The sequence below is a fragment of the Streptomyces sp. NPDC031049 genome, assembly GCF_055571015.1.
Genome location: NZ_JBVIGC010000008.1, coordinates 207,854 through 233,732, shown reverse-complemented (window position 1 = coordinate 233,732; position 25,879 = coordinate 207,854). Strand labels below are relative to the sequence as shown.

The window sequence follows — 25,879 nt, the reverse complement described above, 5'->3', positions numbered from 1 at the left end:
CCTCCCCGTACGAGCCGCGTCACCCACTTATGTACGCGACCGAGTGCAGCGTCTCACCACCGCACCGCCGCGGCGGCACGCACCCCGATTCTTCCTGGCCGGAGCGCTGCTGGCGAACCCTCGGACAAATGGGGTGTCCCACCCCAAAGAGCATGGCTGGAGAGGGTGGGTTCAGCGCTGGAGCAGCGCGAACGACGCCCCCTGGTCGTCCGTGACCACGGCCACCGAGCCGTACGACGTCTCGAAGGGCGGAACCTGCACCCGGCCGCCGAGCCGGGCCACCTCCCCGAGCGCCGCCTCGCGGTCGGCCACGGCGAAGTGGACGAGGAAGTGCGGCGGCATCTCGGCCGGGAAGACGCCGGAGACCGGGGCGCGTCCGAAGTCGGGGTCGGCGCCGGGCCCGAACAGGGCTTCGTGGAAGAGGTCCCCGTAGAAGGTGTTGGCGGCCTCGGTGTCCCGGGTGTACAGCTCGGCCCAGGCGAAGCTGCCCGGCTCGTGCCGCCGGCCGAAACCGGCGTGGCCGCCGGGCTGCCACAGGCCGAAGACGGCGCCCTGGGGATCGGCTGCCAGGGCGGCGACGCCGCGGTCGCCGACCGTCGCGGGCCCGGTGACGAGCTGGCCGCCGCCGGCCGTGATCCGGCCGGCCAGCGCACGCGCGTCCGGGGTGTGGAAGTACACCGTCCACACCGTGGGCATCCGCCCGTCGGTCTTGCGCACCAGCGCGGCCACCGGCTCCCCGTCCAGCCGGGCCTCGACGCTCCCGCCGCCCTCCCCCGCACCGTCCGCCGCGTCGGGGAACGTCCACCCGAAAAGCTCGCCGTAGAAGCGCTTGCCCGCCTCGACGTCGGGAAGCTGCGCGTCCACCCAGCAGGGGACGCCCTCGGTGTACGCGGATGCGCTGTTCTCGGCCATGTCGCCAAAGTAACCGCGGCTCCCGCACCCCGCAGACCAGGCACACCAGCCCCTGAGCACCCGTGCACCCCATTTGCAGTCGGCCAAATCGCGCCAGGATCACCCGTCGGTAAGCTGACGGCATGACAGGACAAGTGCGTACCGTCGACGGCCGCGTGGCCGGCCGACGTGGGCAGGCGACCCGGCAGAAGCTGCTCGACTGCCTCAGCGAGATGCTCAGCTCCTCCCCCTACCGGGACGTCAAGGTCATCGATGTCGCCAGGAAGGCGGGCACTTCGCCCGCGACGTTCTACCAGTACTTCCCGGATGTCGAAGGCGCCGTCCTGGAGATCGCCGAGCACATGGCCGCCGAGGGAGCCGGGCTGGCCGAGCTGGTCGAGGGCCGCTCGTGGACCGGCAAGGCCGGGTGGCAGTCCGCGCAGGAACTGGTCGACGGATTCCTGGACTTCTGGAAGAAGAACGACGCCATCCTGCGCGTCGTGGACCTCGGGGCCGCGGAGGGCGACAAGCGGTTCTACAAGATCCGCACGAAGATCCTGAACTCGGTGAACAGCTCCCTGGCCGACTCCGTCGCCGAGTTGCAGGCCAAGGGCAAGGTCGACAAGGACGTGAACCCCGGGGCGATCGCCGGTTCCCTGGTGGCGATGCTCGCCGCGGTCGCCTCGCACCAGAAGGGCCTTGGTGTGAAGCAGGCGGAACTCAAGCCGAACCTGGCCCTGTTGGTCCACCTGGGCATCACCGGCAGGAAGCCGACGAAGTAGCCCGAAGGCGGCGGACGCCGCCCCTTGCAAGTCCTGTCAGCCAGGCGGCGGTTCTCCCGGTGAGCCCGCCGCCTGTCGCGTTCCGGCACGGAGTTCCGCGGCGGCCGGGCCCCGCCAGGCGGACAGCGGCCTGCGCGGGCGACTGCCCACGCGGGCATCGGCCTACGTCCGCATCGGCCTCGCGGCCGGCCGCCTACGCGGGCAGCGGACGGTCGTGCACCACGTGCTTCATCACCAGCGTCGAGGTCAGCCGCTGCACACCCGGCAGGGTGGCCAGCCGCTCGTCGTAGAGCCGCTGGTAGGCGGCGAGGTCGGCGGCGACCACCCGCAGCAGATAGTCCGGTTCCCCGAACAGCCGCTGCGCCTCGAGCACCTCCGCCACCTCGCTCACGGCCCGCTCGAACTCCGCGACCGTCTCCCGGTCCTCCTGCCGCATCGACACGAAGACCAGCGCCTCGAAGGTCAGCCCCACCGACGCCGGGTCCACCACCGCCCGGTAGCCGCTGATCGCCCCCGACCGCTCCAGCTCCCGCAGCCGCCGGTGACACGGGGAGACGCTCAGCCGCACCCGGGCGGCCAGCTCGGTCACGGTCAGCCGCCCGTCCTGCTGGAGCTCGGCAAGAATCTTCCGGTCCACGTCATCCATGGAGGAAATCTTTCCACCTGGACGGCATCTTGCGGCAAACTCCGGGAACACCTTCGGGCCATATCGGCCTAATCTTCCCCTCATGGACGCCGGAACGCTGATCTCCTTCCTCGCCCTGGACCTGCTGCTGGTGTGCGTGCCGGGCGCGGACTGGGCGTACGCGATCTCCGCCGGACTGCGCGAGAGGTCCGTGACGTGGGCGGTGGGCGGGCTGGTCGCCGGGTACGCGCTGCACACGGTGCTGGCGGCGGCCGGGCTCGCGGTCCTCGTCGCCGGGTCGCCGGCGCTGCTCACCGCGCTGACCGTGGCGGGTGCGGCGTACCTCGTGTGGCTGGGCTGGGGCGTCCTGCGCCGGCCGGCCACGCCGGGGGCCGGCGACGGCACGGGGGCCGCGGCGAGCCGCTCCCGGGTCTTCCTGCGCGGGGCCACGATCAGCGGACTGAACCCCAAGGGCCTGCTGCTGTACCTCTCCCTCCTGCCGCAGTTCCTGTCCACCGGGGGCGGGCACCTGCCGGTGCCGGTGCAGACCGTGACCCTGGGCCTGCTGCACATGGCGTGCTGCGCCGCCGTCTACCTCACGGTGGGGATCGCCGCCCGTGCCGTCCTGGGCGCCCGCCCGGCGGCGGCCCGTGCGGTGGCCCGCACGTCCGGGGCGGCGATGCTGGGCATCGGCGCCTTCCTGCTGGCGCAGCGGCTGGCGACGTTCTGAACCGGGAACACCTGCGCGTCCGGCGACGTTGAGTGGTCAGTCGGTGACGCCCGCGCTGCTGAGGAGAGCTGAATGGCCCTGACCCGTGAAGAGCGTGCACAGTTCCTGGCCGAGCCCCACATCGCCGCGTTCTCGGTCGACGCGGGCCCAGGACGCGCCCCGCTCACGGTGCCGATCTGGTACCAGTACGAGCCCGGCGGCGACGTCTGGATCATGACGGGGGTCGACTCCCGCAAATACGAGCTGATCAAGGCCGCCGGCCGGTTCTCGCTGATGGTCGACCGGCTCGAACCCACCGTGCGGTACGTGTCGGTGGAGGGACCGGTCGTCGACATCGCGACCGGTACGGTCGAGCAGCTCAGGGAGATCTCCGCCCGCTACCTCCCCGCCGAGAAGGTCGACGGCTACGTCGAGTCGTTCTCGGACAGCGAGGGCGAGCAGGCGGTCGTCCGGATGCGGCCCGAGCGCTGGCTGTCGGCCGATCTGGGGACGGTCTGAGGCCCTGCCGGACCCGACGGGCGACAATCGGCGCATGGAATCGGAGTTCCCCGAAGTGCTGAGGTCGCTGCGGGTGTGGGACCCCGCCGTCACCACGCTGGCGCCGTTCGATCCGGAGTCCGCGCCCGCCGACCCGCTGCCGCTGTTCACCCAGTGGTTCGCGGCGGCGGTCGCGGCCGGCCAGACCGAGCCGCACACCATGTCGCTGGCGACGGCGGACGCGGACGGTCTGCCGGACGTGCGCATCGTGATGCTGCACGGCGCGGACGCCGACGGCTGGTCCTTCGCCACGCACGCCGACAGCCGCAAGGGCGGCCACCTGGCCGCCCGCCCCTACGCCGCGCTCGTCTTCTACTGGCCGGTCCTGGGCCGCCAGGTCCGCGTGCGCGGCCCGGTCACCGCCGCGCCGGCCGCCGAGGGCCAAGCCGATCTGCACGCCCGCTCCACCGGCGCCCTCGCCGCCGCACTGACCGGCCGTCAGAGCCGGCCGCTGGGCTCGCTGGACGAGCTGGCGGACGCGTCGCGGGAGGCGTGGGAGCGAGCCGCCCGGGACCCGGACGCCCCGGTGCCGACCTGGACGCTGTACCGCCTGTCCCCCGACGAGGTCGAGTTCTTCCAGGGCGACGAACGCCGCCGCCACGTCCGCCTGACCTACCGCCGCGGCGAGCAGGGCTGGACCCGCCGCCTGCTGTGGCCCTGACCGGGCCCACCCGTGGCCGACTGTTCCCCGTGGCCGGCCCCTCCCGTCTCGTGACCGATCCGCAATCACTTTCCGTCTTGACCGAGACCCATCAACCTGGTCCGCGATTACGCTCGCCGCATGGTCGACTCCACAGCGTCCCACGCTCCGCCCGCCGAAGTGGCCGCCGAACCGGCCGCCGCCCCCGCGGCACGGAACCGCGAGACCCCCGCCGACCCGCCCGCGCGGCCCGTGTACGTCATCGGCGGCGGCCCCGGCGGCCTCGCCGCCGCGTACGCGCTGCGCGCGCCCGGGGCATGCGCGCCGTCGTCCTGGAGCGTTCCGACCGGGTCGGCGCCTCCTGGCGGGGCCACTACGACCGGCTGCGCCTGCACACCACCCGCCGTCTGTCGAGCCTGCCCGGACTGCCGATGCCGCGCGGATTCGGGCGCTGGCCGGCCCGCGACGACGTGGTGCGGTACCTGGAGACGTACGCCGAGCACCACGCCCTGGAGATCGTCACCGGCGTCGAGGTCTCCCGCGTGGAGCGCACCCCCGACGGCACCGGCTGGCTGCTGCGCGCCACGGGCGGGCGCGAGCTGACCGGCGCCGCGGTGGTGGTCGCCACGGGCCACAACCACACTCCCCGGCTGCCGGACTGGCCCGGCCGGGACACCTACCCCGGCGAGCTGCTGCACGCCGCCGCCTACCGCAACGCGCGCCCCTACGCAGGCCGCGACGTCCTGGTCGTCGGCGCCGGCAACACCGGCGCCGAGATCGCCGTCGACCTGGTGGAGGGCGGCGCCGCCCGGGTGCGGCTCGCGGTGCGCACCGCCCCGCACCTGGTGCGGCGTTCGGCGGTCTGGTGGGCCGCCCAGCACACCGGCGTCCTCGTGCGGCACCTGCCCGTCCGGCTCGCCGACGGTCTCGTCCGGCCGCTGACCGGGCTCACCGTGCCCGATCTGTCGGCCCACGGGCTGCCCCGGCCGGACTCCGGCCTCTTCAGCCGCGCGGCCGAGGGCGCGATCCCGGTGCAGGACGTCGGCATCGTCGACGCCGTGCGCCGGGGCCGGGTGGGGATCGTCGCCGCCGTGGAGGGCTTCGAGGACGGCGAGGTGGCCCTCGCCGACGGCACCCGCGTCGTCCCGGACGCCGTGATCGCCGCCACCGGCTACGCCCGCGGCCTGGAGCCGCTCGTCGGTCACCTCGGAGTGCTCGACGCCCGCGGCGCGCCGGTGGTGCGCGGTGCCCGTTCCCCTGAGGACGCGCCGGGCCTGTACTTCACCGGCTTCACCAACCCCGTCAGCGGCATGCTCCGCGAACTGCGCCTCGACGCGGCACGGATCGCCCGCGCCGTGGCCGGGCAGTGCGGGGAGCGGGTCGCCCGGCTGCCGGCGGGCGGATAGACGGATCAGGCCAGGGCGGTGGGCACCGCCCGCTCCGGGCGGCGGCGGATCACCAGGGCCATCAGCGCCGCCGCCGCGCACAGCGCACCGGAGGCGTACCAGACCACGTCGTACGAGCCGAAGGCGTCGCGGGCGACGCCGCCGAGGAACGCGACCAGCGCGGCACCGACCTGGTGCGAGGCGAGCACCCAGCCGAAGACGATCGCGCTGTCGTCGCCGTAGTGCTCCCGGCACAGGGCCAGGGTGGGCGGCACGGTGGCGACCCAGTCGAGGCCGTAGAAGACGATGAAGAAGACCATCGGTATCTCGACCGTCGGGGCCAGAAGCAGCGGCAGGAACAGGAGCGAGACGCCGCGCAGGGCGTAGTAGACGGCCAGCAGGCGGCGCGGTTCGAAGCGGTCGGTGAACCAGCCGGAGGCGATCGTGCCGACCACGTCGAAGACGCCGATGACGGCGAGCAGCGAGGCGGCCGCCGTGACGGGCATGTGGTGGTCGTGCGCGGCGGGGATGAAGTGGGTCTGGATCAGGCCGTTGGTCGAGGCGCCGCAGATGGCGAAGGTGCCGGCCAGCAGCCAGAACGGGCCGGTGCGCATCGCCGAGAACAGGACCTTCACCGCCCGCCGGGCGGCGCCGGGCACGGGGGCGGGCTTGGGGACGAACTCCGCGGCCCCGTAGGGCTTCTGGCCCACGTCGGCCGGGTGGTCGTGCAGCAGCAGCCAGACGAAGGGGACGACGGCGAGCGCGGCGAGCGCGACCGTGACGGCGGCCGGCCGCCAGTCGTGCCGGTCGACGATCCAGGACAGCAGGGGCAGGAAGATCAGCTGCCCGGACGCGGAGGCGGCGGTGAGGATGCCGCTGACCAGGCCGCGCCGCTCGGTGAACCAGCGGTTGGTGACCGTGGCCGCGAACGCCAGTGCCATCGATCCCGACCCCAGGCCGACCAGCAGGCCCCAGCACAGGATCAGCTGCCAGGCGGAGTCCATCCACACGGTGAGCCCGGAACCGAGGGCGATCAGCGTCAGGGCGACGGCGACCACCCGCCGGATGCCGAAGCGGTCCATCAGCGCCGCCGCGAAGGGGGCGGTCAGCCCGTACAGCGCGAGGTTGACGGAGACCGCGGCGCCGATCGTGCCGCGCGACCAGCCGAAGTCCTGGTGGAGCGGGTCGATGAGGATGCCGGGGACGGAACGGAAGGCGGCGGCGCCGATGATCGTCACGAAGGTCACGGCGGCCACGAACCAGGCGCGGTGCACCCGGGTGCGGCCCGGACGGGAGCGGCGCGGGCGGGCGGGGTCGGGCTGCCCCACGGCTGCCGCGGTGTCGGTTGTCTGGGTCACGTCACAGAGCTTCCGGTACGCGGTGTGCCCGGGACGAGTGGCCCGGAAGTCACTGTTCGCTAGGATCGGGCCATGACGTCGCAGCGGACACACCCCCGGCACCGCGTCGTGGTCCTCGCCCTCGACGGCCTGCTCCCCTTCGAACTGGGCATCCCCCAGCGCATCTTCGGCCTCGCCAGGGACGCGGCCGGACGCCGGCTCTACGAGGTCGTGACCTGCTCGGTCCGGCCGCCCGGGCCGGTGGCCACCGACGCCGACTTCGCGGTGCTCGTCGAGAACGGACCCGAGGCCCTGGCCACCGCCGACACCGTCGTCGTCCCGGCCTCCTACGAGCTGGGCCCGGTCCACGAGGACGGCGTCCTCACCCCGGAACTGGCCGCCGCCCTCGACCGGGTCCACCCCGGCACCCGACTCGTCGCCATCTGCACCGGCGGCTACGTCCTTGCCGCCGCCGGGTACCTCGACGGCCGCCCGGCGACCACGCACTGGGCCTCCGCCGAGCACTTCCAGCGGCTGTTCCCCAAGGTCCGGGTCGACGCGGACGTGCTGTTCATCGACGACGGGGACGTGCTGACCTCGGCCGGGGTCGCCGCCGGCATCGACCTGTGCGTGCACATCGTGCGCCGCGACCACGGCACGGCCGTCGCCAACGAGGTGGCCCGCCGCACGGTCGTGCCGCCCTACCGGGACGGCGGGCAGGCGCAGTACATCGAGCGCCCCGTGCCCGACCCGCAGCAGGCGACCACCACGGGCGCCCGCGCCTGGGCGCTGGAGCGCCTGCACGAGCCCATCCAGCTGCGGGACATGGCCGAGCAGGAGGCGATGTCGGTCCGCACCTTCACCCGCCGCTTCCGCGAGGAGGTCGGCATCAGCCCCGGTCAGTGGCTGACCCAGCAGCGCGTCGAACGCGCCCGGCACCTGCTGGAGTCCACCGACCTGTCCGTCGACCAGATCGCCGCCGACGCGGGCTTCGGCACGGCCCAGTCGATGCGCCAACACCTCCAGTCGGCCCTGGGCGTCACCCCCACCGCTTACCGTCGCACCTTCCGCAGCAGAGGCGCCGCAAAGGTCGGCCGCGACCGGAGCGGTATCGCCGGATAGTTGTCCACAGCCTGTGGACAACGCGGGAACGGCCGACCGGCGGCGCGGCGTTGTCCGCCCCGAGCGCGGCACCGCGCGCCGCCGACCCGACCCGGCGTTCCCACCCCTGCTTCCCGTGGCCCTGCGGGAAGCGACACCGGATCACGACCCACACTCGTCGAGGGTTCCCGTCACCGAACCCTCGTCGTCCCCTCACGGCGAATCGTTGACCCCAAGCGTGATCAAACGGTCACGAGCCGTCAACACCCAACAGGGAATTCCTCACCGGCACCGTGCTCACGACGGACGCGCACGGAAGCACACACCGGCGCACAGCCGTCTCCACCGCTCGCGGGGCGGCGGGCCCGTGCACCTCTGCACCGCCGCGCCGGGCCGCTACACCGCCTCGTAGGCGAACCCTTCGTAGGCCACCGTGCCGCCGCAGGGTGCCGCCGGTTCCGCGGCCTGGGAACACCGGTCGAGTTCGCACCAGATCTGCTTGCCGCCGTCCTCACGGCTCCAGCCCCAGCGGTCGGCGAGCCCGTCGACGAGGGCCAGTCCCCGGCCGCCGGTCGCCTCGCCGCCCACGCACCGGGGCACCGGGGCGCGTTCGCTGTTGTCGGCCACCTCCAGGCGCACGGTGGCGTCCTCGGCCTCCGACGGGGGCAGGGAGAGCCGGAGCACGGCCGGACAGCCGGTGTGCACCACGGCGTTGGTGACCAGTTCGGAGACGAGCAGGACCAGCGTCTCGGCGAGCGGCTCGTCGACCGCTATCCCCGACCCGGCAAGCCTAGAGCGGGCCCACCTGCGGGCCCGACCGACCTCCGCGGGGTCGGGCCGGATCTCCAGCTGCACTTGAAGCACCTGCACCGCTCACACCATCCGAACCGGCGGACACAAAGGCTCGCGCCTCACGAAGGCCACGATCGTAGCCATTTTCTGCATGGCCAGAACAACGGCCGGGGCAGGGATCACGGAACGTGAGTCCCCTGTGAGACAGCATGGTTGACGTACAGTCACCCCAACAAGCGCTTCGGGCATATTCCAGCGCGAAGGAGTACCCGTGCGGCATACTGTGCGACGCTCGTTGCGGGGAGTCGAACAGGCGGCGGCCGACGGCCGATCCGCCCTGCGAGCGGCGGTGCGCACCGCCGGTTCCGGAGCCGCCCCAGGGGCAACACCGGCACGGTTCGCGCTCGGGACCACTCGCATCCCCCACAAGGTACCGGAGCACGGCCCCGACTCCGGCCCGTTACGGGTCACGCGTAGGACACAACCCGGCATCGACGCTCCGTGACAACGCCGTGCCACGATCCGTGACATCCATGGGTGTCGTGTGTCGATCCCGCAGTACAGGGCGGTGCGGCCGGCGGGGGCGCGGCGATCGGGGGCGAGGGCGGGATCACCGTGCGTAGTGGGTCCGATGCGGCAGGTGGTGACCAGGGGAGCGCCGGGTGCGGGCGGTCCCCCGGTGCGGGCGGTCCCGGTGTGCGTACACCGGTGTCGCGGCGCATGCGGGAGCGGCCGCCGGGGAGTTCCCGGCGGCCGCTCGAACTTTTCCCGGGGCCGGGCGTGTTGCGGCGCCTCGGGCCTGCGCTGTCGGCGCTATTCCGGAACGGTGAAGTAGCGGGCGAAGGCGGGGATGACCTCGTCCTCGCCGATCCTGCCGTCGCCGTCGGTGTCGAGTGCGGCGGCGGCCGATCTGGCGGTGTTCTCGGGCACGCCGAACACGGTGAGCACGCGCGCGGTGTCGGCCACGGTGACGGCTCCGTCGCCGTCGGTGTCGGCGACGTCCAGGGCGGCGTGCAGGAAGGGGCGGGCGATCTCGGCGAACCCGTCGGGGTTGTCGCGCAGCCGCTTGACCGCGCCGGTGACGAACTCCTCGCGCGTGATGCGCTGGTCGCCGTCCCGGTCCGCGATCCCGGCCATGCCCTGCCAGAACGCCTCGGCGCCGACGTAGAGGGCCTGCCCCTTGTCGGAGCGGGCGGGGGTGCCGAACTCGGCGAGCAGCGCCTTGGCCGCGCCGTTGAAGTCCTGCCGGTTGATGTAGCCGTTGCCGTCCTGGTCGAAGGTGGCGAACCGGGCGGCGATCCTGCGCTCGTACTCGCTGCTGACCATGTCTTTCGAGCCGCCTTTACGTCACGTGGATGGGGTACGTCTCGCACGGAGCGTACGACGCCGGGGGCCGGCGCGGAGCCGGAAGGCGACGCCTGTGCCAAGACCGGGGGAATTCCGGGACAACACCGGAACGCGTCGGACGGGTCCCTCCGGGCGGACGCGCTACGCGGACAGGGGGCGCGGTTCGTCGCCGGTGGCGGAGGCCAGGTCGGGGTGGACGTCGAACAGGCGGCGGACACCGAGGGCGCCGAGGACCCGGTTGACGTGGGAGCCGTCGGCGGCGCCCCGGGCCGGCAGGATCAGGCGCAGGCTGCCCTGGCAGGAACGTATGAGCCGGCGGGAGGCGATGAGGACCCCGACGCCGCTGGAATCGCAGAAGAGCACCTGGGAGAGGTCCAGCACGAGACTGTGGCGCCCCTCGGCCACCACGTCGTGGACCCGCTGACGCAGCACGGGCGACGTCACGAGGTCCAGTTCGCCCGACACCTGGAGCACGGCCCACTCGCCCTGCTCGGCTCCGGTCACATTGAACGCCACCACCATGCCCTTCACTCGGCGATTCGTCCGGGTTCGTCCGAAACGGAAGCAGTGCCTACGCTTCTTGGGCGCGCGCCTGCCCACCGGCCGTGCCCGCAAACACGGCGCCGGAAACGGCCATCGATCGGAAGAGGCTTGTTTTAGTCGCTTTCGATCCTGTTCGATCGTATCCGGCCGCACGCTGGAGGGGACGAGGGGCCCGCGTGGCCCTACCACCCACCGGACCACCGGGGGCGCGCTTTGTCACAAAGGGGCGTGCGCCGTCGGCGGTGCCGACTACATTCGAGGGGACGAGGGCCGCAGGCTGGAGGGGACGAGCAGGGGGTGAAGGGGCCGCATGGCGAAAAGGGACGCACCGCTGCGCTGGGACCGCAAGATGCAGCAGCGGCTCGCACGCGGCGAGGCCGCCGCCCTCGGCGAGCTCTACGACCGGTTCGCATCGCTCGTGCACGGTCTCGCCCACCGGGTGCTCGGTGACGAGCGCGCCGCCGACGGCATCACGCGCGACGTCTTCGCACACGTCTGGGAGCACCCGGACGCCTACGACCCCCGGCAGGGGCCGCTGCGCAGCTGGGTCGCCGCGCTGACCCACCGGCTGGCGGTCCAGCGGCTGCGCGCGACGGAGACCGCCGCCCTCGAGCGCGGCGCCGCCGGCAGCGCCGAGGAACTGGAGAGCAAGGTGCGCCGGGCCTCGGTCGCCGCCCGCGCCGACTACATCGTCCAGTCCATGCCGGCTCCGCTGCGCGCCGCCCTGGAGCTGGCCTACTTCCAGCGCCGCGACTACCGCCAGACCGCCGCCGACCTCGGGGTCACCGAGGACGAGGCCCGCCGCCGGCTCCGTCTGGGCCTGCAACTGCTGTCCACGGCCCACAACGCGGGAGCGCCCGGGGCACCGCCCGGCTACGGGGGCGCGGCATGAGCGAGTACGGCGGGCTGGAACGGCACGAGGAACCCGACGGCACGGAGGGCACCGCCCAGGGCGCCTTCGGGCCGGCCTTCGACGGAGGCCCGGAGGACGCCGACGGGAACCGGCCCGGGCGTGCCCCGGGGTCCGAAGGCGGTGGCAGGCTCGGGGCCGGTGACGGCTCCTGGAGCAGTGACCGCCCCGGCACCGGCGGCAGGCCCGGGACCGGTGACAGGTCCGGCACCGGCGGCAGGCCCGGCACCGGTGACGGCTCCCCGGGCGGTGGGGGGTCTGGCAGCGGTGACGGCTCCGGCAGCAATGACGGCTCCGGGGCCGTGGGCGGCCCCGGTGGTGCGGGGCACGGGCCGCCCCGGATCCCGCTGCCGCGTGCCGCCGTCGAGGACTCGCCGGTGCCGCTGCCCCCTCCCTCGCAGGTCATCGAGGACGCGGAACGGAACGGACCGCTGGTGCTGGAACACGACGTCCTGAAGTCGCTCCTCGGGGCCTGGGCGCTGGCCGCCTGTTCCCCGGCGGAGGCCGAGGCCGTCGAGGAGCACCTCGGCCTGTGCGGCGCCTGCGCCGAGGAGGCGCTGCGGCTGCGCGACGCCGTCGGGCTGCTCCAGCGCGCGGAGACCCTGGACTTGGACCCGGCCCTGCGCACCCGCGTCCTGGAGAGCTGCCTGGAGCGGCGCCCGCCACGCATCCCGGTGCCCGAGTGGGCCGTCCCGTACGACGCCGAGACGGCGCGGCTCGACGCCCTGCTTCAGGACTTCGGCGACGCCGAGTGGCACGCCCCGGTACGGCTGCGCTGGTTCGAGGGCGACGGCACCGCCAGCCGCCGGACCACCGTCGCCGGGGTCATCGCGCATCTGCTGACCGTCGACGGGCTGGTGGCCGTCGCCCTCGGCCTGGACGACCCGCTCGGCGAGATCGCCGCGCGGTCCCCGGCGCCCGCGAGCCGCACCGAGGCGTACTGGCGCGCCTCGCACTTCCCGCCCACCCGCACGGTGCGGGCGCCCTGGCGGGAGCAGGTCCACGCCGTCGTCCGCACGGCGGCCTTCACCGGCAGCTCCTCGGGCGGACTGCCGGTCTCCTACGGCGACTTCGAGCTGCCGCTGCGCGACGCGCTGCTGGACCGGGCGTTCGAGTGCTGGGTGCACGCCGAGGACATCGCGGACGCCGTGGACTACCCGTACGATCCGCCGTCGCCACGCCATCTGAACCGCATGATCGACCTCGCGGCCCGGATGCTGCCCGGCATGCTCGCCGCCCGCCGGCGGTCCGGGCTCGCCTCGGCCGCCGCGCACCGGCACCTGGTGGCGGCCGGAGAGCCGGGCCGCAGTCTGCGGCTGGAGATCGAGGGCTCCGGCGGCGGCGAGTGGTTCATCCCGCTGGACTCCCCCGCGGCGGTGGCCTCCGCCGAGCACGAGGTGGCGCACGTCGCGCTGGACGGGGTGGAGTTCTGCCGGCTGGCCGCCGGCCATGTGCCGCCGGCGGAGGCCGCGGCGGGGCAGGTCGGGGACCGGGACGCCATCAGGGACGTCCTGTTCGCGGCGGCGAGCCTGAGCAGAATGTAGGGGGTGGTGGCGGGTTCGGGCGCGGCTGCGGGTATGTCGTGGTTGCTCGCGCAGTTCTTGAGGTACGTGCAGTGGACGCCCCTGAAAGGGGCGCGGGGAACTGCGCGACCAGCTACGAACCACCCGCAGCCGCCCCCGAACCCGAACCCCCAGCCCCCTAGGCGAATACGACCGTCCGCCGGCCGTTCAGCAGAATCCGCCGCTCCGCGTGCCACTTCACGGCCCGCGCCAGCGCCTGGCACTCGACGTCCCGCCCGATCGCGACCAGCTGGTCCGGCGTGACGTCGTGGCCGACGCGCTCGACCTCCTGCTCGATGATCGGCCCCTCGTCCAGGTCGGCCGTCACGTAGTGCGCGGTCGCGCCGATCAGCTTCACGCCCCGCGCATGCGCCTGGTGGTACGGCTTGGCGCCCTTGAAGCTCGGCAGGAAGGAGTGGTGGATGTTGATGATCCGCCCGGCCAGCTGCTTGCACAGGTCGTCGGAGAGGACCTGCATGTAGCGGGCCAGCACCACCAGCTCGACGTTCTCCTCGCGGACGATCTCCAGCAGCCGCGCCTCCGCCTCCGGCTTGGTGTCCTTCGTCACGGGGATGTGGTGGAAGGGGATGTCATAGGACCCCACCAGCTCGGCGAAGTCGGTGTGATTGGACACCACCGCGGCGATCTCCACCGGCAGCGCACCGATCCGGGCGCGGAAGAGCAGGTCGTTCAGGCAGTGGCCGAACTTGCTGACCATCAGGACGATGCGCATCTTCTCGTCGGCCCGGTGGATCTGCCAGTCCATCTGGAAGGAGTCGCCGATCGCCGCGAAGCTGGCGCGCAGCTTGGCCACCGTCACCGGAGCCTCGGCCGAGAAGTGGACGCGCATGAAGAACAGACCCGTGTCGTGGTCGCCGAACTGCTGGCTGTCCTCGATGTTGCAGCCGGTCATGAACAGGTAGCTCGACACGGCGTGCACGATGCCCTGCTTGTCCGGGCAGGCGAGCGTGAGGACGTACTGGTCGGCGGGGACCACGGCGGAGGCGGACTGCTCGTTCATGCAGGACAGGGTCCCATATCCGAGGCCCCGCCCGGCGTCCGTCCCGCCACCCGGACCCGCCCGCACCGGCACCGGCCCCGCCCGGTCGGCTGCTACGCGGACCGCGTCAGGATGCTCAGCACCTCCAGCGAGCGCGGCGCCGTGTCCGGGTCCTCCCCGTCGCTGCTCGCCAGCCGCACGTGCGCGTCCCGGGCCGCCCGCACCGCCTCCGGCCACGCGGGGTGCTCGAGGTACGTGGCGACGGGGGCGTCCGGGCCCACCTGGTGCATGATCCGCAGCACCCGCAGCACGGCGGTGTCGACGAGCGCCGCCTCCTGGGAGTCACGGAAGATCGTGCCGACGTACTTCTCGGCGGACCAGTGGTCCAGCCAGGTGTCCTCGACCAGCCGGTACACCGCGTCGGTGACGTCGCCGTAGCCGTCCACGCCGGCCAGCCAGACGTCCCGCTGGAAGGCGGGGTCGGAGAGCATGTGCAGCGCCGAGCGCACGTTGCTGCGCCAGCGCCACCACGGCATGTCGTTCAGGGGCATGCCGCCCATGGTGGAGGAGCGACGGCCGCGACGGGAAGAGTTCTCCGAACCTTGCACGGTCATCGATCGTACGTTCCCCTCCAGCCGCGCCCCACCGGCCCCCGCAATTCACCTCCGTGTCACTCCTCGTTGACCGGAGGTCACTCCCAGGTTAGCGGTGTGGCGGAATCGTGCGGAACCATGACCGGCAGGCCTCGCACCCCCCGCACCCTCTTCTCCCGCCTCCTCCGACCCGCCGGCAAACGCGCCCTGACCGCGGGCGCCGTGGCGGCCTGCGCCTCGCTCGCCGCCGGCTGCGGGGTCGTCCCCGGCGTCACGGGGGGCGCCGGGGACGCCCCGATCACCGTGATGACCTGGGCTCCCCAGGACACCGGCGCCACCAACAAGCCCGGCATGCCCGCGTTCGCCCAGGCCTACGCCCGCTGGATCAACAAGCAGGGCGGCATCAACGGCCACGAGCTGACCGTGCTGACCTGCAACGAGCACAACGACAGCATCGCCGCCGCCAAGTGCGCCCGGCAGGCCGTCGAGGAGGGCGCGGTCGCCGTCGTCGGCTCCTACAGCCAGCACGCCGACTCCTTCTTCCCCGTCCTGGAGGGCGCCGGCATCCCGTACATAGGCGGGTACGGCATCACCAACGCCGAGTTCACCAGCCCGCTGTCCTACCCGGTCAACGGCGGCCAGCCCACGCTGCTGTCCGGCCTCGGCAGCGCGCTCGCCCAGAACTGCGGGCCCGTCACCCTCGTCCGCCCCGACACCATCGCCGGCGACCAGCTGGCCGGGATGCTCGACTCCGGTCTCCAGGCGGGCGGGCACGAGCGCGCCGCCGACCAGCGGGCGCCGGAGGACGCCACCGAGTACAGCGGCCAGTCCGAGCAGGCGCTGCGGCACGCCACGGCCGGCGCCGGGAAGGAGGGCTGTGTGGTCCCGGTGCTCGGCGACCGCACCGGCACCTTCATGGACTCCTTCCGCCGGGCCCGCGAGGACTACCCCGGGGTGCGCACCGGCACCGTGCTGGGCAGCGTCGACCAGTCGACGATCAACGCCACCGGCGGTTCCTCCAGCCCGTACGAGGGGTCGTACGTCACCGGCTGGTACCCGGTGTCGACCGATCCGCGCTGGGAGCCGATGAAGAAGGTCATCCAGCAGGAGGCCTTCGGCGACAACCGCATCGACCCGGCGGACGCCGGTGTGCAGACCACCTGGATCGCCTACACCGCGTTCAAGGAGATCGTCGAGGCCCTCGGCGACCGCGAGGTGAGCGCCGGGTCACTCACCCGGGCCCTGGACGACGGGCTCGAGGTCGGCACGGGCGGGCTCACCCCGACCCTCCAGTGGCACTTCGACAACAAGCTGTCGTCCGTCGGCTTCCCGCGCCTGGTCAACACCGACGTCACCGTCCAGGTCGTCCGGGACGGGCGGCTGGTGGCGGCCCGCAAGGACTCGCTCGACACCACGGAGACGCTGCGCCAGGCCGACGTGCACTGACGCGCACCGGCCCGGGGGCGGCCGGCCCCGGGGACCCACGAGGGCCCGCGGGGCCGCCCGTCACAGCTGGGTCGGCTGCCGCTCGGTCAGGCCGTACGTGCGGGCGATCTCGTTCCAGAGCCCGGCGGCCTTGCCCTTCTCGGTGGTGGCGACGCCGCTGGCCCGGTTGCCGGCCCGCGTCTGGTCGGTGGTGCGGGCCTTGCCCTTCTTGCAGCCCTTCTTGCCCGCCGTCTGGTCGGCCCAGGCCGCGTAGTGGTTGTCCGCCGACGCGGAGGCCTGCCAGGCCTTGGTGAGGTGGGCGGTCAGCGCCGTGTGGTTCGGCAGCTTGTCGACCTCGATCCCCTTCAGGCGCGTGACCAGTGCCGTGCGCTGCTTGGCCGCGGCGCGCAGGTCCTTGGCGGCCTGGGAGAGGTTGTCGCAGGACTTCACGTCGGCCACGGCGTTGATCACCATCGTCCGGCTGTCGCCGCTGTCCGCGAGCAGCTTGTCCAGCTCGGCCGCCTGCTGTTCGGCCGGGTCCACGCTCGGCGACGGGGAGGCGGATTCCTGCGGCGCGGGGGCCGTGGCGGACAGGGGTTCCTTGGCGTCGTCGGCCTGTTCCTGGCCGCCTCCGCCGCCGAGCAGCGCGCCCGCGCCGATCCCGACGACGGCGATGCCGACGCCGACGGCCGCGAGCAGCGGCACCCGCGAGCCGGTCCGCCCGCCGCGACCGCCCCGGCCGCCGCCGTCACCGTCCGGGCCGCCGTGCCGCCGGCCGCCACCGCCGCCGGGGCCCTGCGGGGCGTGGTCGGGCCGGCCGGCCGCGTGGGGCGGTCCCGGCTCGTCGAAGCGGGGCAGCTGCTGGGTGGCGGAGGCCGCTCCGTCACCGGCCGGCCCGCTGCGGAAGAGGTTGTCGAACTCGGCGGGCGGCTGCCGTGCGGCGTCCGCGCCGGGCGCGGCACCGTACGCCGCCCCCGCGGGCTGTCCGGGCACGGGCGCGATGTACTGGGTGGCCTCGGCGTCGGGCCCGGAGGCCGGCGGCATCGGTGCGGGCCCCTGGCCGGGCTGTGCGGGCCTGCGCAGCATCCGGGTGTCCTCCGAGGAGGCCCCGGCGGGGTTCTCCGGCGGCAGCGCGCCCGGCGCGACGGGCGGCAGGTACTGCGTCGCGCCCTCGTCCGCGGGCGCCGGCACCGGCGGTATGTAACGGGTCGCTTCCTCGTCGGCGGCAGCCGCCACGGGCGGTATGTACTGGGTGGCGCCCTCGTCCGCGGGGGGCGGCAGGGGCGCGGACGGCTGCCCGTGCGCTCCGTTCCCGCCGTACGTCCCGTGCGGGTCGCCGTGGGCCGCGTCGGGCCGGCCGTAGGGCGGCTGCTCCGCCCCGTACTGCGGCTGCGGGGTTCCGTACTGCGGCTGCTGGGTTCCGTACTGCGGCTGCTGGGTCCCGTACGACGCGGGCGGGGCGCCCTCAGGGGGCAGCGGGCCCGGACCGGACGCGGCGCCGCCGGCCGCGTGCCGCCCCTGTCCCGGCGCGGACCAGGCGTCCGGCCCGCCCGACGGCGGCTGGGCGGCCGGGGGCTGCTGCGGGGCCGGGTGGGCGTCCCAGGGCTGGTCGGCCGCGGCGCCCCACTCCTGGCCGGGGGCCGGGCCGGCGCCCGGCCGGCGGTCCGGTCCCCAGGGCTGGTCCCAGGCCTGGCCGCCGGCCGGTGCCGAGGCGGGCGCGGAGGAGGGCGCGGGCCCGCCGGCCGGGTGACCGGCGGGGCCGCCCGCCGGGCCCGGCAGCAGGGGCTCGCCGCCGTCGGAGGGCAGCACGATGCCTTCGCGCGCGGGGCGCCGCGAGGGCTCCTCGCCCTGTCCACTCTGCGTCACCGGGACTCCTACGAATGGGGGACCTTCGTCAACGTCGGCTAAACGCTACCGGGTCCCCTGAGCCCGCTGCCACGCCCCACAGGACGTGACCTCTTTCCCTGTGACGGCAGTAACAAAACCAGGCCGTGGCGCGCTGTTGATGTCGCCTGCGTCTCATCCGGCGTGTGTTCTCCCCGTGTTCACGCCGCCGACGGACGGGCGTTCACGCCGCCGCCTGGAGGTCGAGCCGCGCCCCGAACTCCCGTACCACCGCCTCCTCCCGGTACGGCTCCAGCCGCTGCTGGAAGTCCTCCAGATACTCGGCGCCCCGGTCCGAGCGCAGACTCCGCAGCAGTTCCACGGCCTTCAGACCGGTGCTGCACGCCTCCTCGATCTCCCGCTGCTGCACCTGCGCCGTGGCCAGCAGCACATAGCCGATGGCCCGCCTGCGCGCCCGGGTCTCGGGATGCCCGGCCAGGGACTGCTGGGCGCACCGCGCCGCCGCCTCCGCCTGGCCCAGGTCCCGGTGGCAGTGCGCCAACTCGTCGGCCAGGTAGGCCTGGTCGAAGTGCGCGATCCACGCCGGGTCGTCCCCGGAGGCGGCGTCGGCCGACTCCAGCGCGCCGATCGCGCGCCCCGCCGCCGACTGTGCCGCGCGGACGTCGCCCATCAGCGCGTGCCCGCGCGCCTCGGCCGCGTGGAACATCGCCTCCGCGCGCGGTGTCACCCGGCCGCGCGCCCCTTCCTGCGCCGCCCGCGCCAACTGCGCGATCTCCCGCGGGTTTCCGAGCTGCGCGGCGAGGTGGCTCATGGACGCCGCCAGCACATAGCCGCCGTAGCCCCGGTCGCCCGCCGCCTGGGCCAGACGCAGCGCCTGGATGTAGTACCGCTGGGCCAGCCCCGGCTGGCCGGTGTCCACGGCCATGTACCCGGCGAGTTCGGTCAGCCGGGCCACGGCGGCGAACAGGTCGCGCCCCACCGCCTCCCGGTAGGAGCCGGCGAGCAGCCCGGAGACGACGCTGTTGAGGTAGTGCACCACCACCGGCCGGACGTGCCCGCTGCCGTACTGGTGGTCCAGGTCGACCAGCGCCTGGGTCATGGCCCGCACGGCCGTGACGTCGGACTGGCCCACCCGGGGCCCGGCGGAGCGCGCCACCTGCGCGTCGGGCGTCGAGATCAGCCAGTCCCGGCTGGGCTCGACCAGCGCGGAGGCGGCGACGGAGGAGCCGGCCAGGAAGTCCCGGCGCCCCACGTCGCTGCGCCACAGCTCACACACCTGCTCGATGGCTCCCAGTACCGTCGGCGAGAACTGGAGGCCGACACCGGAGGCGAGGTTCTTGCCGTTGGCCATGCCGATCTCGTCGATCGTGACCGTGCGGCCCAGTTTCCGCCCCAGCGCCTCGGCGATGATCGCCGGCGCCCGTCCCCGGGGCTGCTGTCCGCGCAGCCAGCGGGCCACGGACGTCTTGTCGTAGCGCAGATCGAGACCGTGCTCGGCGCCGCACATGTTGACCCGGCGGGCCAGGCCCGCGTTCGAGCAGCCCGCTTCCTGGATGAGCGCCTGCAACCGTTCGTTCGGCTGCCGCGCGACGAGAGGCCTTGCGGCCATGGCGTACCCCCTGCTTCATGGCTCGGGTGCCTGCCCACGCACCGAGTTGACGTGTCTTCCGCGGGCGGCTCCCCGCGCTCCGGCGTCCGAACCGGGCGAAAGGAACCGGCCGTGAAGATCAATGCCCCGCCGAAGTGCCGGTGATGCGGGGTTTGCGAGGATTGCCGGGGTAACGGCTGATGCCGGCCCCAGACCTGGCTACCCATCTCCCACGCCGGTTCCTCCCGCGCGCCCCCACCTGTGCACCCATGCGCCCCGGGAACCGGCGTGGTGCTCCTCCCCCGCGCGTGCGCGGGCCGTAACCCGGGGTGGGCAGGGGAGTTGAGATCCACGTGGAAGAGACGATCCCCGGCACGGAAGCCGCACAGATCCCCCAGCAGCGCGGGACATCGCTGCTGGAGACCGCCGTTCGCTACGCCGAGGAGCGCCACTGGGACGTGTTTCCCGGCACCTGGCTGGAAGCCGTCGACGGGGTGCAGCGCTGCTCCTGCGGTGCCCCCGCGTGCGCCGCCCCGGGCGCGCACCCGGCGACGGCGGACTGGCCGGCCCAGGCCACCGGCAGCGCGACCGTGGCCCGCCGGATGTGGCAGCAGCGGCCGACGGCATCGATCCTGCTGCCCACGGGGCGGACGTTCGACGCGATCGACGTGCCGGAGACGGCCGGGTTCCTGGCGCTGGCGCGGATGCGGCGGATGGAGCTGACGCTCGGTCCGGTGACGCTGGCCCCGGACCGGCGGATGCGGTTCTTCGTCCTTCCCGGGGCCGCCGCGAAGGTGCCGGACCTGGTGCGCAAGCTCGGCTGGTCGCCCGTCTCCCTCGATCTGACCACGCTCGGCGAGGGCGAGTACGTCGCCGCGCCGCCGACGCGGTACGGGACGCGCGGGGCCGTGCAGTGGGCCTGCCCGCCCACGGCGACGAACCGGTGGCTGCCGGACGCGGAGGAGCTGATCTCGCCGCTGGCCTACGCGTGCGGGCGGGACCGGTAGTCCCGCACCCCCGCACCGGCACTACTCCCCCGTAGGGTTCATGGAGACGGAGGGAGACGTGGTGAGCACTGACGCGGTACGGGTTCGAGGGCTCTGGAAGCGGTTCGGGCAGCAGGTGGCCGTCGGAGGGATCGATCTCGATCTGCCGGCGGGCAAGTTCATCGGCCTCGTCGGGCCGAACGGCGCCGGGAAGACCACCACCCTGTCGATGGTGACCGGCCTGCTCCGGCCGGACCAGGGGACCGTCGAGGTCGTCGGGTACGACGTGTGGCGCGACCCGGCCGAGGTGAAGGCCCGGATCGGGGTGCTGCCGGAGGGGCTGCGGCTGTTCGAGCGGCTCTCGGGGCGCGAACTGCTCGCCTACACCGGCCGGCTGCGCGGACTGCCCGGCGCCGAGGTCGACAAGCGGGCCACCCAGCTCCTCGACCTCCTCGACCTGGCCGGCGCCCAGCACAAGCTGGTCGTCGACTACTCGACCGGCATGCGGAAGAAGATCGGGCTCGCGGCGGCGCTGCTGCACAACCCCGAAGTGCTGTTCCTGGACGAGCCGTTCGAGGGCGTCGACCCGGTGTCCGCGCAGACCATCCGGGGCGTCCTGGAGCGGTACACCGCCTCCGGCGCCACCGTGGTGTTCTCCTCCCACGTGATGGAACTGGTCGAGTCGCTGTGCGACTGGGTGGCCGTGCTGGCCGCCGGCCGTATCCGCGCCACCGGCACGCTCGCCGAGGTGCGCGGCGAGGCGGCCTCCTTGCAGCAGGCGTTCCTCGAACTCGTCGGCGCGGGCGGCCGGGACACCGCCGCCGGGCTCGACTGGCTGGGCGGGGCCGCCCGATGAGCACCGCCACGGCCACCTCCGTCACACCGGACGCACCCGCCGACTCCGTCACCTCCGTCTTCGTACGGCTGAAGCTGTCGCTGCTGCGCAACGGGCTGCGGCAGTCCGGCGGGCGGCGGGCCGCCTACATCGCGTCCGCGGTCGTCGTCCTGCTCTTCACCGCGCTCCAGCTCATCGGTCTGATCGCCCTGCGCGGGCACGCCCACGCCGACTCCCTGATCGTGCTGCTGGTGGCGGTGCTGGGGCTCGGCTGGGCGGTGATGCCGCTGTTCTTCCCCGGCGGGGACGAGACCCTGGACCCGACCCGGCTGGTGATGCTGCCGCTGCGCCCCCAGCCCTTGGTACGGGCCCTGCTCGTGGCCTCGCTGGTCGGGATCGGGCCGCTGTTCACGCTGTGCATGGCCGTCGGTTCGGTGATCGCCGTCGCCCGCGGCGGGGCCGCGTTCGCCGTCGGCGCCGTCGCCGTCGTCCTGGTGCTGCTGGTGTGCGTGGCGCTCGCGCGGGCCGTCGCCGCCGCCAACGTGCGGCTGCTGACCAGCCGCAAGGGACGGGACCTGGCCGTGCTGAGCGGGCTGGTCGTCGCGGTCGGGGCGCAGGTGGTCAACTTCGGCGCGCAGCGGCTGGGCACCTCCGGACTGGGCCAGCTCGACCCGGCGGCCGACGTGCTGCGCTGGGTGCCGCCCGCGTCGGCGATCGGCGCCGTGGACGCGGTGAGCGAGGGCAGGTACGGCGTCGCCGCCGCCCAGCTCGCGCTGACCGCGGCGGTGCTCGGCGCGCTGCTGTGGGTGTGGGCGCGGCATCTGACCCGGCTGATGACCGCGCCGGACGGCTCCACCCTCCAGACCGGCGGCCGGCCGGAGCGCGAGCGGACCTCCACGGGTCTGTCCCGGCTGCTCCCGGCGGGCCGCACCGGCACCGCCATGGAGCGGACCCTGCGCTATGTGTGGCGCGACCCGAAGACCAAGGCGGCCTGGGTGACCTCGCTGGCGATCGGCCTGATCGTGCCGGTGTTCAACGCCTGGCAGGGCACCGGCTCGGTCTACTTCGCCTGCTTCGCCGCCGGGATGCTCGGCATCCAGATGTACAACCAGTTCGGACAGGACACCTCCGCGTTCTGGATGGTCGCGATGACCATCTCCTCGACCCGGGACGCCTACGTGGAGCTGCGCGCCCGCGCGCTCGCCCTGCTGCTGATCACCCTGCCGTACGCCGCCTTCGTCACCGTCCTGACGACGGCCATGCTCGGCGACTGGCGGACGCTGCCCGAGGCCCTCGGACTGTCCTTCGCACTGCTCGGCGCGATGCTGGCGACCGGTGCCTGGACCTCCGCCCGCTTCCCGTACTCCATTCCGCAGGAGGGCTACAAGAACGTCGCCCCCGGGCAGGTGGGGCTCGCCTGGATCTCGATCTTCGGCGGGATGGTCGCCGCCGCCCTGCTGTGCGCCCCGGTCATCGCGCTCACGATCTGGCTGAACGTGAGCGCGGGCGGCGACGACTGGGCGTGGCTGCTGCTGCCCGCGGGCACGGCCTACGGGGCGGTCCTGACCCTGCTCGGTCTGCGGCTCGCCGCGCCGCAGACGGCCCGGCGGCTGCCGGAGATCCTGACGGCGGTCAGCAAGGGCTGAGCACGGGCGGCCGGCCGGTCAGCCGGGTCGGCCGGGTCCGATGGTCGGCCGGGTCGCGTGCGGACGGGGGTCAGCCGGCGGGCCGTGAGCCGAGGGTGTCGAGGAACGGCTCGACGGCCGCGCGCCAGGCGTCCGGCTGGTCGTAGTGGACCAGGTGGCCGGCGTCGGCGATCTCCGCGTACTGGCCGTGCGGCAGGACGCGGACCATCTCCTGCGACTCCGCGCGGCCCAGCTCGCCGTCCAGGCCCCGCATCACCAGGGTGGGGCAGCGCACCTGGGCCAGCTCCTCCCAGTGCGCGTCGTAGACCCACGCCTCGCGGGAGGCGAGCATCTGCTCGGGCGAGAAGACCGGCCGCCAGCCGTCCGGGGACTCGGCCATCACCTCGGCGTAGAACTCTCCCCGGGACGGGCTGGGCCGCTCCATCCACGGGTCGTCCTCGCCGAACCACTTGCGGACGTCGGCGAGCGTGGCGAAGGGGACGGGCCAGGCGCGGAACCACTCGGCCCACTCGCGCTGGGAGGCGGCGCCGAGGGCGGAGGCCCGCATGTCGCAGATCACCAGTCCGCGGACCAGGTCGGGGCGTTTGGCGGCGAGCTGCCAGGCGGTGAGGGCGCCCATCGCGTGCCCGATGAGCACGGCCGGGCCGAGGACCAGCTGTTCGAGCGCGGCCTCGGCATCCTCTACATAGGCGTCGCGGGTGTAGGCGGCGGGGTCCTGCGGCTTGTCGCTGCGGCCGTGACCGCGCTGGTCCAGTGCGACGGCGCGGTAGCGGGCGGAGAGCCAGCGGGCGGTGGCCGCCCAGTGCGAGGCACGGCCCATCAGTCCGTGCAGTAACAGCACGCCGGGGGCGCCGTCCCCGGTTCCGGCGGCCGGCTCCGCGGCCGGGTCGGTCTTGGGCGGGTCGCCGAACTCCCAGGCGGCGAGGCGTACGCCGCCCGCCCCGATCACGTCGATGCGTCGCGCCATGGTCCTGGCACCCCCCAAAGCTCCGCTCGGACCGACCGCCACCGCTCGGGCCGGCGGTCCTGAACCGTGTCCTGCCGTGCTGCCGCCGTTCCTGGTGCGGCTGCGGCCGTGCTGCCGTTTGTGCGGTGGTGTTTCTCCGTGTTGCTCAGTGTGGCTTCGTGCGGTCGTGCCGTCACGTCGGCCGCCGGCCTGCCCCCGTCCAGCCGTCGTCCGACCTGGCGAACACCCTTCGTCGATCCGACCGCCCACCCGCAGACTATCGAACCCCTATTCGAAAATGCTGCCTCGGCGGGCAACACCCCTCATTCGAGTGACAGCCCCCGGGGATTGACCGCGGCCACCGAGGGGAGATCTTCAACGGGAGGCGGACCGCTCGGGGAAACCGGTCCGAGGGGAATGACCCTGAGAGCTCGGGGCTCCGGGTCAGCACAGGGGAGGACAGGCCCCGGCGCCGCTCAGCGCCGGGGCCCTCTGTCGTCCTCACGGCACATCCACCCCCTCGTCGTGGCCCCCTCCCGGCCCGGCGGGGCCGGATGACATCGCTGTCGGACCACGGCGACGACATCGCTGCCGGGCCACGACCCGGGAGCCGTTCACGTCATATGCCCCGCGCGACAGCCTTCCACGCCGAGCGTCCGGGCGCTGCGATTCGGCTCACTGAACCACGGATTCGACGCGAACGAAACGACGCGGCAACGACGCCCGCGCGACGAGGCGTTCGCCCCTCCGGGGGCCGGGCTCAGCGCTTGGCGACGAACACGTGGGAGGCGACGTCGGAGACCAGCTCGGCCGCCTCGCCGCCGCTGCCCACCAGCACGCCGCCGGCCGACTCCGTCACGCTCACCACCGAGCCGGGCTGCACACCGGCCCGGCGCAGCGTGTACATCAGCTGCGCGTCCGTCTGGATCGGCTCGCCGATGCGGCGCACCACCACGGTCTTGCCCTCCGGGCCGGGGTCGAGGTCGGCGAGCGACACCATGCCCTCGTCCAGGAAGGGGTCGGCGCCGTCCTTCTCGCCCAGCTCCTCCAGGCCCGGGATCGGATTGCCGTACGGCGACTCGGTCGGGTGCCGCAGCAGCTCCAGCACACGGCGCTCGACGGCCTCGCTCATCACGTGCTCCCAGCGGCAGGCCTCGGCGTGCACCTGCTCCCACTCCAGGCCGATCACGTCCACGAGCAGGCACTCGGCGAGCCGGTGCTTGCGCATCACGCGCGTGGCCAGCCGGCGGCCCTCGTCGGTGAGCTCCAGATGCCGGTCGCTGGCGACGGACACCAGGCCGTCACGCTCCATCCGCGCCACCGTCTGGCTGACCGTCGGCCCGCTCTGGTCGAGCCGTTCGGCGATCCGGGCGCGCATGGGGACCACACCTTCCTCCTCCAGCTCGAGGATGGTGCGGAGATACATCTCCGTGGTGTCGATCAGTCCGGACATACGTGCCCCTCGATGAGATCTGCCGCGGGCTGGTCGGCCCCCGGCGTGTGCGCTGGCCCTGCACTCAATTCTGACGCATACCGCTGACAACCGTGCGGCGCCTTGAAAACGGGGGCCCTGCGGGGCGGGGCGGGGTGTGCGTCAGGGGGTGCCGAGGGAGGTCGTCGGGCGGGTGCGGGTGGTGTGTGGTTGCTCGCGCAGTTCCCCGCGCCCCTTTCAGGGGCGCTCACTGCGCGTACCTCAAGGGGCGCGGGGAACTGCGCGACCGGCCACCGACCACCCGCACCCGCCCTCGAAGCCGCACCCCCACCCCCGTAGGCACCCGCCCAGCCGTCGGCAGACACACCGTATTGACACGGCGTTGGTCCAGACCGCACCGT

Annotated in this window: 23 protein-coding genes and 1 pseudogene; 12 read left to right on the top strand and 12 right to left on the bottom strand. The window is 73.7% G+C overall.

Annotated elements, in window-relative coordinates:
- Nucleotides 1-171: 171 nt before the first annotated feature.
- Complete coding sequence (gene kbpA, locus ACZ45Q_RS16455; RefSeq protein ID WP_468260980.1) at nt 172-912, bottom strand: AfsK-binding protein KbpA; 741 nt, start codon at nt 910-912, stop codon at nt 172-174.
- A 134-nt stretch (nt 913-1,046) separates the two neighbouring features.
- Between kbpA and ACZ45Q_RS16450 the strand changes: the two genes are divergently transcribed.
- Nucleotides 1,047-1,673, top strand: coding sequence for a TetR family transcriptional regulator (locus tag ACZ45Q_RS16450; protein ID WP_468261172.1), 627 nt, complete (start codon nt 1,047-1,049; stop codon nt 1,671-1,673).
- A gap of 193 nt (nt 1,674-1,866) precedes the next feature.
- Here ACZ45Q_RS16450 and ACZ45Q_RS16445 read toward each other — a convergent pair whose 3' ends face one another.
- Nucleotides 1,867-2,319 (bottom strand): Lrp/AsnC family transcriptional regulator, encoded by a 453-nt coding sequence (locus ACZ45Q_RS16445; RefSeq protein WP_468260978.1) that lies wholly within the window; start codon nt 2,317-2,319, stop codon nt 1,867-1,869.
- Between the two features lie 82 nt (nt 2,320-2,401).
- Here ACZ45Q_RS16445 and ACZ45Q_RS16440 point away from each other — a divergent pair, with 82 nt between their 5' ends.
- The 4 genes and pseudogenes from ACZ45Q_RS16440 to ACZ45Q_RS16425 all read left to right on the top strand — a co-directional run bounded on the left by ACZ45Q_RS16440 (nt 2,402) and on the right by ACZ45Q_RS16425 (nt 5,611).
- Nucleotides 2,402-3,028, top strand: a complete 627-nt coding sequence (locus ACZ45Q_RS16440; protein ID WP_468260975.1) for a LysE family translocator — start codon at nt 2,402-2,404, stop codon at nt 3,026-3,028.
- Between the two features lie 72 nt (nt 3,029-3,100).
- Nucleotides 3,101-3,526: a pyridoxamine 5'-phosphate oxidase family protein gene (locus ACZ45Q_RS16435; protein WP_468260972.1), complete on the top strand. Its 426-nt coding sequence runs from the start codon at nt 3,101-3,103 to the stop codon at nt 3,524-3,526.
- Nucleotides 3,527-3,560: 34 nt separating this feature from the next.
- The gene (locus tag ACZ45Q_RS16430; protein ID WP_468260969.1) at nt 3,561-4,226 is read left to right on the top strand and encodes a pyridoxine/pyridoxamine 5'-phosphate oxidase; all 666 of its coding nucleotides are present in this window, start codon (nt 3,561-3,563) and stop codon (nt 4,224-4,226) included.
- A 120-nt stretch (nt 4,227-4,346) separates the two neighbouring features.
- Nucleotides 4,347-5,611, top strand: a pseudogene (locus ACZ45Q_RS16425) (flavin-containing monooxygenase).
- Nucleotides 5,612-5,616: 5 nt separating this feature from the next.
- Here ACZ45Q_RS16425 and ACZ45Q_RS16420 read toward each other — a convergent pair.
- The gene (locus ACZ45Q_RS16420) at nt 5,617-6,948 is read right to left on the bottom strand and encodes an MFS transporter (RefSeq protein ID WP_468260966.1); all 1,332 of its coding nucleotides are present in this window, start codon (nt 6,946-6,948) and stop codon (nt 5,617-5,619) included.
- A 72-nt stretch (nt 6,949-7,020) separates the two neighbouring features.
- On the opposite strand from ACZ45Q_RS16420, the gene ACZ45Q_RS16415 reads away from it, so the two are divergent.
- Nucleotides 7,021-8,049 (top strand): GlxA family transcriptional regulator, encoded by a 1,029-nt coding sequence (locus ACZ45Q_RS16415; RefSeq protein ID WP_468260963.1) that lies wholly within the window; start codon nt 7,021-7,023, stop codon nt 8,047-8,049.
- 375 nt (nt 8,050-8,424) lie between these two features.
- Here ACZ45Q_RS16415 and ACZ45Q_RS16410 read toward each other — a convergent pair whose 3' ends face one another.
- The 3 genes from ACZ45Q_RS16410 to ACZ45Q_RS16400 form a co-directional block, all read right to left on the bottom strand.
- The gene (locus ACZ45Q_RS16410) at nt 8,425-8,883 is read right to left on the bottom strand and encodes an ATP-binding protein (RefSeq protein ID WP_468261169.1); all 459 of its coding nucleotides are present in this window, start codon (nt 8,881-8,883) and stop codon (nt 8,425-8,427) included.
- 750 nt (nt 8,884-9,633) lie between these two features.
- The gene (locus tag ACZ45Q_RS16405; protein ID WP_468260960.1) at nt 9,634-10,146 is read right to left on the bottom strand and encodes an EF-hand domain-containing protein; all 513 of its coding nucleotides are present in this window, start codon (nt 10,144-10,146) and stop codon (nt 9,634-9,636) included.
- 162 nt (nt 10,147-10,308) lie between these two features.
- Nucleotides 10,309-10,689, bottom strand: a complete 381-nt coding sequence (locus tag ACZ45Q_RS16400) for an STAS domain-containing protein (protein WP_416526418.1) — start codon at nt 10,687-10,689, stop codon at nt 10,309-10,311.
- 331 nt (nt 10,690-11,020) lie between these two features.
- Here ACZ45Q_RS16400 and ACZ45Q_RS16395 point away from each other — a divergent pair, with 331 nt between their 5' ends.
- Nucleotides 11,021-11,602: a sigma-70 family RNA polymerase sigma factor gene (locus tag ACZ45Q_RS16395; RefSeq protein ID WP_468260957.1), complete on the top strand. Its 582-nt coding sequence runs from the start codon at nt 11,021-11,023 to the stop codon at nt 11,600-11,602.
- Nucleotides 11,599-13,164, top strand: a complete 1,566-nt coding sequence (locus tag ACZ45Q_RS16390; protein ID WP_468260954.1) for a zf-HC2 domain-containing protein — start codon at nt 11,599-11,601, stop codon at nt 13,162-13,164. Before ACZ45Q_RS16395 ends, ACZ45Q_RS16390 begins: the two co-directional genes overlap by 4 nt.
- A gap of 157 nt (nt 13,165-13,321) precedes the next feature.
- Here ACZ45Q_RS16390 and purU read toward each other — a convergent pair whose 3' ends face one another.
- Nucleotides 13,322-14,203: a formyltetrahydrofolate deformylase gene (purU, locus tag ACZ45Q_RS16385; protein WP_468260951.1), complete on the bottom strand. Its 882-nt coding sequence runs from the start codon at nt 14,201-14,203 to the stop codon at nt 13,322-13,324.
- 92 nt (nt 14,204-14,295) lie between these two features.
- Nucleotides 14,296-14,796, bottom strand: a complete 501-nt coding sequence (locus ACZ45Q_RS16380) for an SCO4402 family protein (RefSeq protein WP_468260948.1) — start codon at nt 14,794-14,796, stop codon at nt 14,296-14,298.
- A 117-nt stretch (nt 14,797-14,913) separates the two neighbouring features.
- Between ACZ45Q_RS16380 and ACZ45Q_RS16375 the strand changes: the two genes are divergently transcribed.
- Nucleotides 14,914-16,221 (top strand): ABC transporter substrate-binding protein, encoded by a 1,308-nt coding sequence (locus ACZ45Q_RS16375; protein ID WP_468260946.1) that lies wholly within the window; start codon nt 14,914-14,916, stop codon nt 16,219-16,221.
- 60 nt (nt 16,222-16,281) lie between these two features.
- On the opposite strand, the gene ACZ45Q_RS16370 is transcribed toward ACZ45Q_RS16375, so the two are convergent.
- Both ACZ45Q_RS16370 and ACZ45Q_RS16365 read right to left on the bottom strand, forming a co-directional pair.
- A complete protein-coding gene (locus ACZ45Q_RS16370) occupies nt 16,282-18,066 on the bottom strand; it encodes a hypothetical protein (protein WP_468260943.1) in 1,785 nt (594 codons plus the stop codon).
- A 202-nt stretch (nt 18,067-18,268) separates the two neighbouring features.
- Complete coding sequence (locus ACZ45Q_RS16365; RefSeq protein WP_468260941.1) at nt 18,269-19,654, bottom strand: transcriptional regulator; 1,386 nt, start codon at nt 19,652-19,654, stop codon at nt 18,269-18,271.
- Nucleotides 19,655-19,986: 332 nt separating this feature from the next.
- Here ACZ45Q_RS16365 and ACZ45Q_RS16360 point away from each other — a divergent pair, with 332 nt between their 5' ends.
- Genes ACZ45Q_RS16360 through ACZ45Q_RS16350 form a run of 3 tightly spaced genes read left to right on the top strand, consistent with a single transcriptional unit; the run spans nt 19,987 to nt 23,100 of the window.
- Nucleotides 19,987-20,640, top strand: coding sequence for a bifunctional DNA primase/polymerase (locus ACZ45Q_RS16360; RefSeq protein ID WP_468260938.1), 654 nt, complete (start codon nt 19,987-19,989; stop codon nt 20,638-20,640).
- A gap of 40 nt (nt 20,641-20,680) precedes the next feature.
- Nucleotides 20,681-21,475, top strand: coding sequence for an ABC transporter ATP-binding protein (locus ACZ45Q_RS16355; protein ID WP_468260935.1), 795 nt, complete (start codon nt 20,681-20,683; stop codon nt 21,473-21,475).
- Nucleotides 21,472-23,100, top strand: a complete 1,629-nt coding sequence (locus ACZ45Q_RS16350) for a transporter (RefSeq protein ID WP_468260932.1) — start codon at nt 21,472-21,474, stop codon at nt 23,098-23,100. The genes ACZ45Q_RS16355 and ACZ45Q_RS16350 overlap by 4 nt, the downstream gene beginning before the upstream one ends.
- 70 nt (nt 23,101-23,170) lie before the next feature.
- Here ACZ45Q_RS16350 and ACZ45Q_RS16345 read toward each other — a convergent pair whose 3' ends face one another.
- Together ACZ45Q_RS16345 and ACZ45Q_RS16340 are read right to left on the bottom strand one after the other, a co-directional pair.
- The gene (locus tag ACZ45Q_RS16345; protein ID WP_468260929.1) at nt 23,171-24,067 is read right to left on the bottom strand and encodes an alpha/beta fold hydrolase; all 897 of its coding nucleotides are present in this window, start codon (nt 24,065-24,067) and stop codon (nt 23,171-23,173) included.
- A gap of 739 nt (nt 24,068-24,806) precedes the next feature.
- Complete coding sequence (locus ACZ45Q_RS16340) at nt 24,807-25,499, bottom strand: metal-dependent transcriptional regulator (RefSeq protein WP_468260925.1); 693 nt, start codon at nt 25,497-25,499, stop codon at nt 24,807-24,809.
- Nucleotides 25,500-25,879: the final 380 nt, after the last annotated feature.

Bases quoted from the DNA above. Each gene is read 5' to 3' on its own strand.
- kbpA (WP_468260980.1), bottom strand. From the start codon at position 912: ATGGCCGAGAACAGCGCATCCGCGTACACCGAGGGCGTCCCCTGCTGG.
- ACZ45Q_RS16445 (WP_468260978.1), bottom strand. From the start codon at position 2,319: ATGGATGACGTGGACCGGAAGATTCTTGCCGAGCTCCAGCAGGACGGG.
- ACZ45Q_RS16440 (WP_468260975.1), top strand. From the start codon at position 2,402: ATGGACGCCGGAACGCTGATCTCCTTCCTCGCCCTGGACCTGCTGCTG.
- ACZ45Q_RS16435 (WP_468260972.1), top strand. From the start codon at position 3,101: ATGGCCCTGACCCGTGAAGAGCGTGCACAGTTCCTGGCCGAGCCCCAC.
- ACZ45Q_RS16430 (WP_468260969.1), top strand. From the start codon at position 3,561: ATGGAATCGGAGTTCCCCGAAGTGCTGAGGTCGCTGCGGGTGTGGGAC.
- ACZ45Q_RS16415 (WP_468260963.1), top strand. From the start codon at position 7,021: ATGACGTCGCAGCGGACACACCCCCGGCACCGCGTCGTGGTCCTCGCC.
- ACZ45Q_RS16405 (WP_468260960.1), bottom strand. From the start codon at position 10,146: ATGGTCAGCAGCGAGTACGAGCGCAGGATCGCCGCCCGGTTCGCCACC.
- ACZ45Q_RS16400 (WP_416526418.1), bottom strand. From the start codon at position 10,689: ATGGTGGTGGCGTTCAATGTGACCGGAGCCGAGCAGGGCGAGTGGGCC.
- ACZ45Q_RS16395 (WP_468260957.1), top strand. From the start codon at position 11,021: ATGGCGAAAAGGGACGCACCGCTGCGCTGGGACCGCAAGATGCAGCAG.
- ACZ45Q_RS16390 (WP_468260954.1), top strand. From the start codon at position 11,599: ATGAGCGAGTACGGCGGGCTGGAACGGCACGAGGAACCCGACGGCACG.
- purU (WP_468260951.1), bottom strand. From the start codon at position 14,203: ATGAACGAGCAGTCCGCCTCCGCCGTGGTCCCCGCCGACCAGTACGTC.
- ACZ45Q_RS16380 (WP_468260948.1), bottom strand. From the start codon at position 14,796: ATGACCGTGCAAGGTTCGGAGAACTCTTCCCGTCGCGGCCGTCGCTCC.
- ACZ45Q_RS16375 (WP_468260946.1), top strand. From the start codon at position 14,914: ATGACCGGCAGGCCTCGCACCCCCCGCACCCTCTTCTCCCGCCTCCTC.
- ACZ45Q_RS16365 (WP_468260941.1), bottom strand. From the start codon at position 19,654: ATGGCCGCAAGGCCTCTCGTCGCGCGGCAGCCGAACGAACGGTTGCAG.
- ACZ45Q_RS16355 (WP_468260935.1), top strand. From the start codon at position 20,681: ATGGAGACGGAGGGAGACGTGGTGAGCACTGACGCGGTACGGGTTCGA.
- ACZ45Q_RS16350 (WP_468260932.1), top strand. From the start codon at position 21,472: ATGAGCACCGCCACGGCCACCTCCGTCACACCGGACGCACCCGCCGAC.
- ACZ45Q_RS16345 (WP_468260929.1), bottom strand. From the start codon at position 24,067: ATGGCGCGACGCATCGACGTGATCGGGGCGGGCGGCGTACGCCTCGCC.
- ACZ45Q_RS16340 (WP_468260925.1), bottom strand. From the start codon at position 25,499: ATGTCCGGACTGATCGACACCACGGAGATGTATCTCCGCACCATCCTC.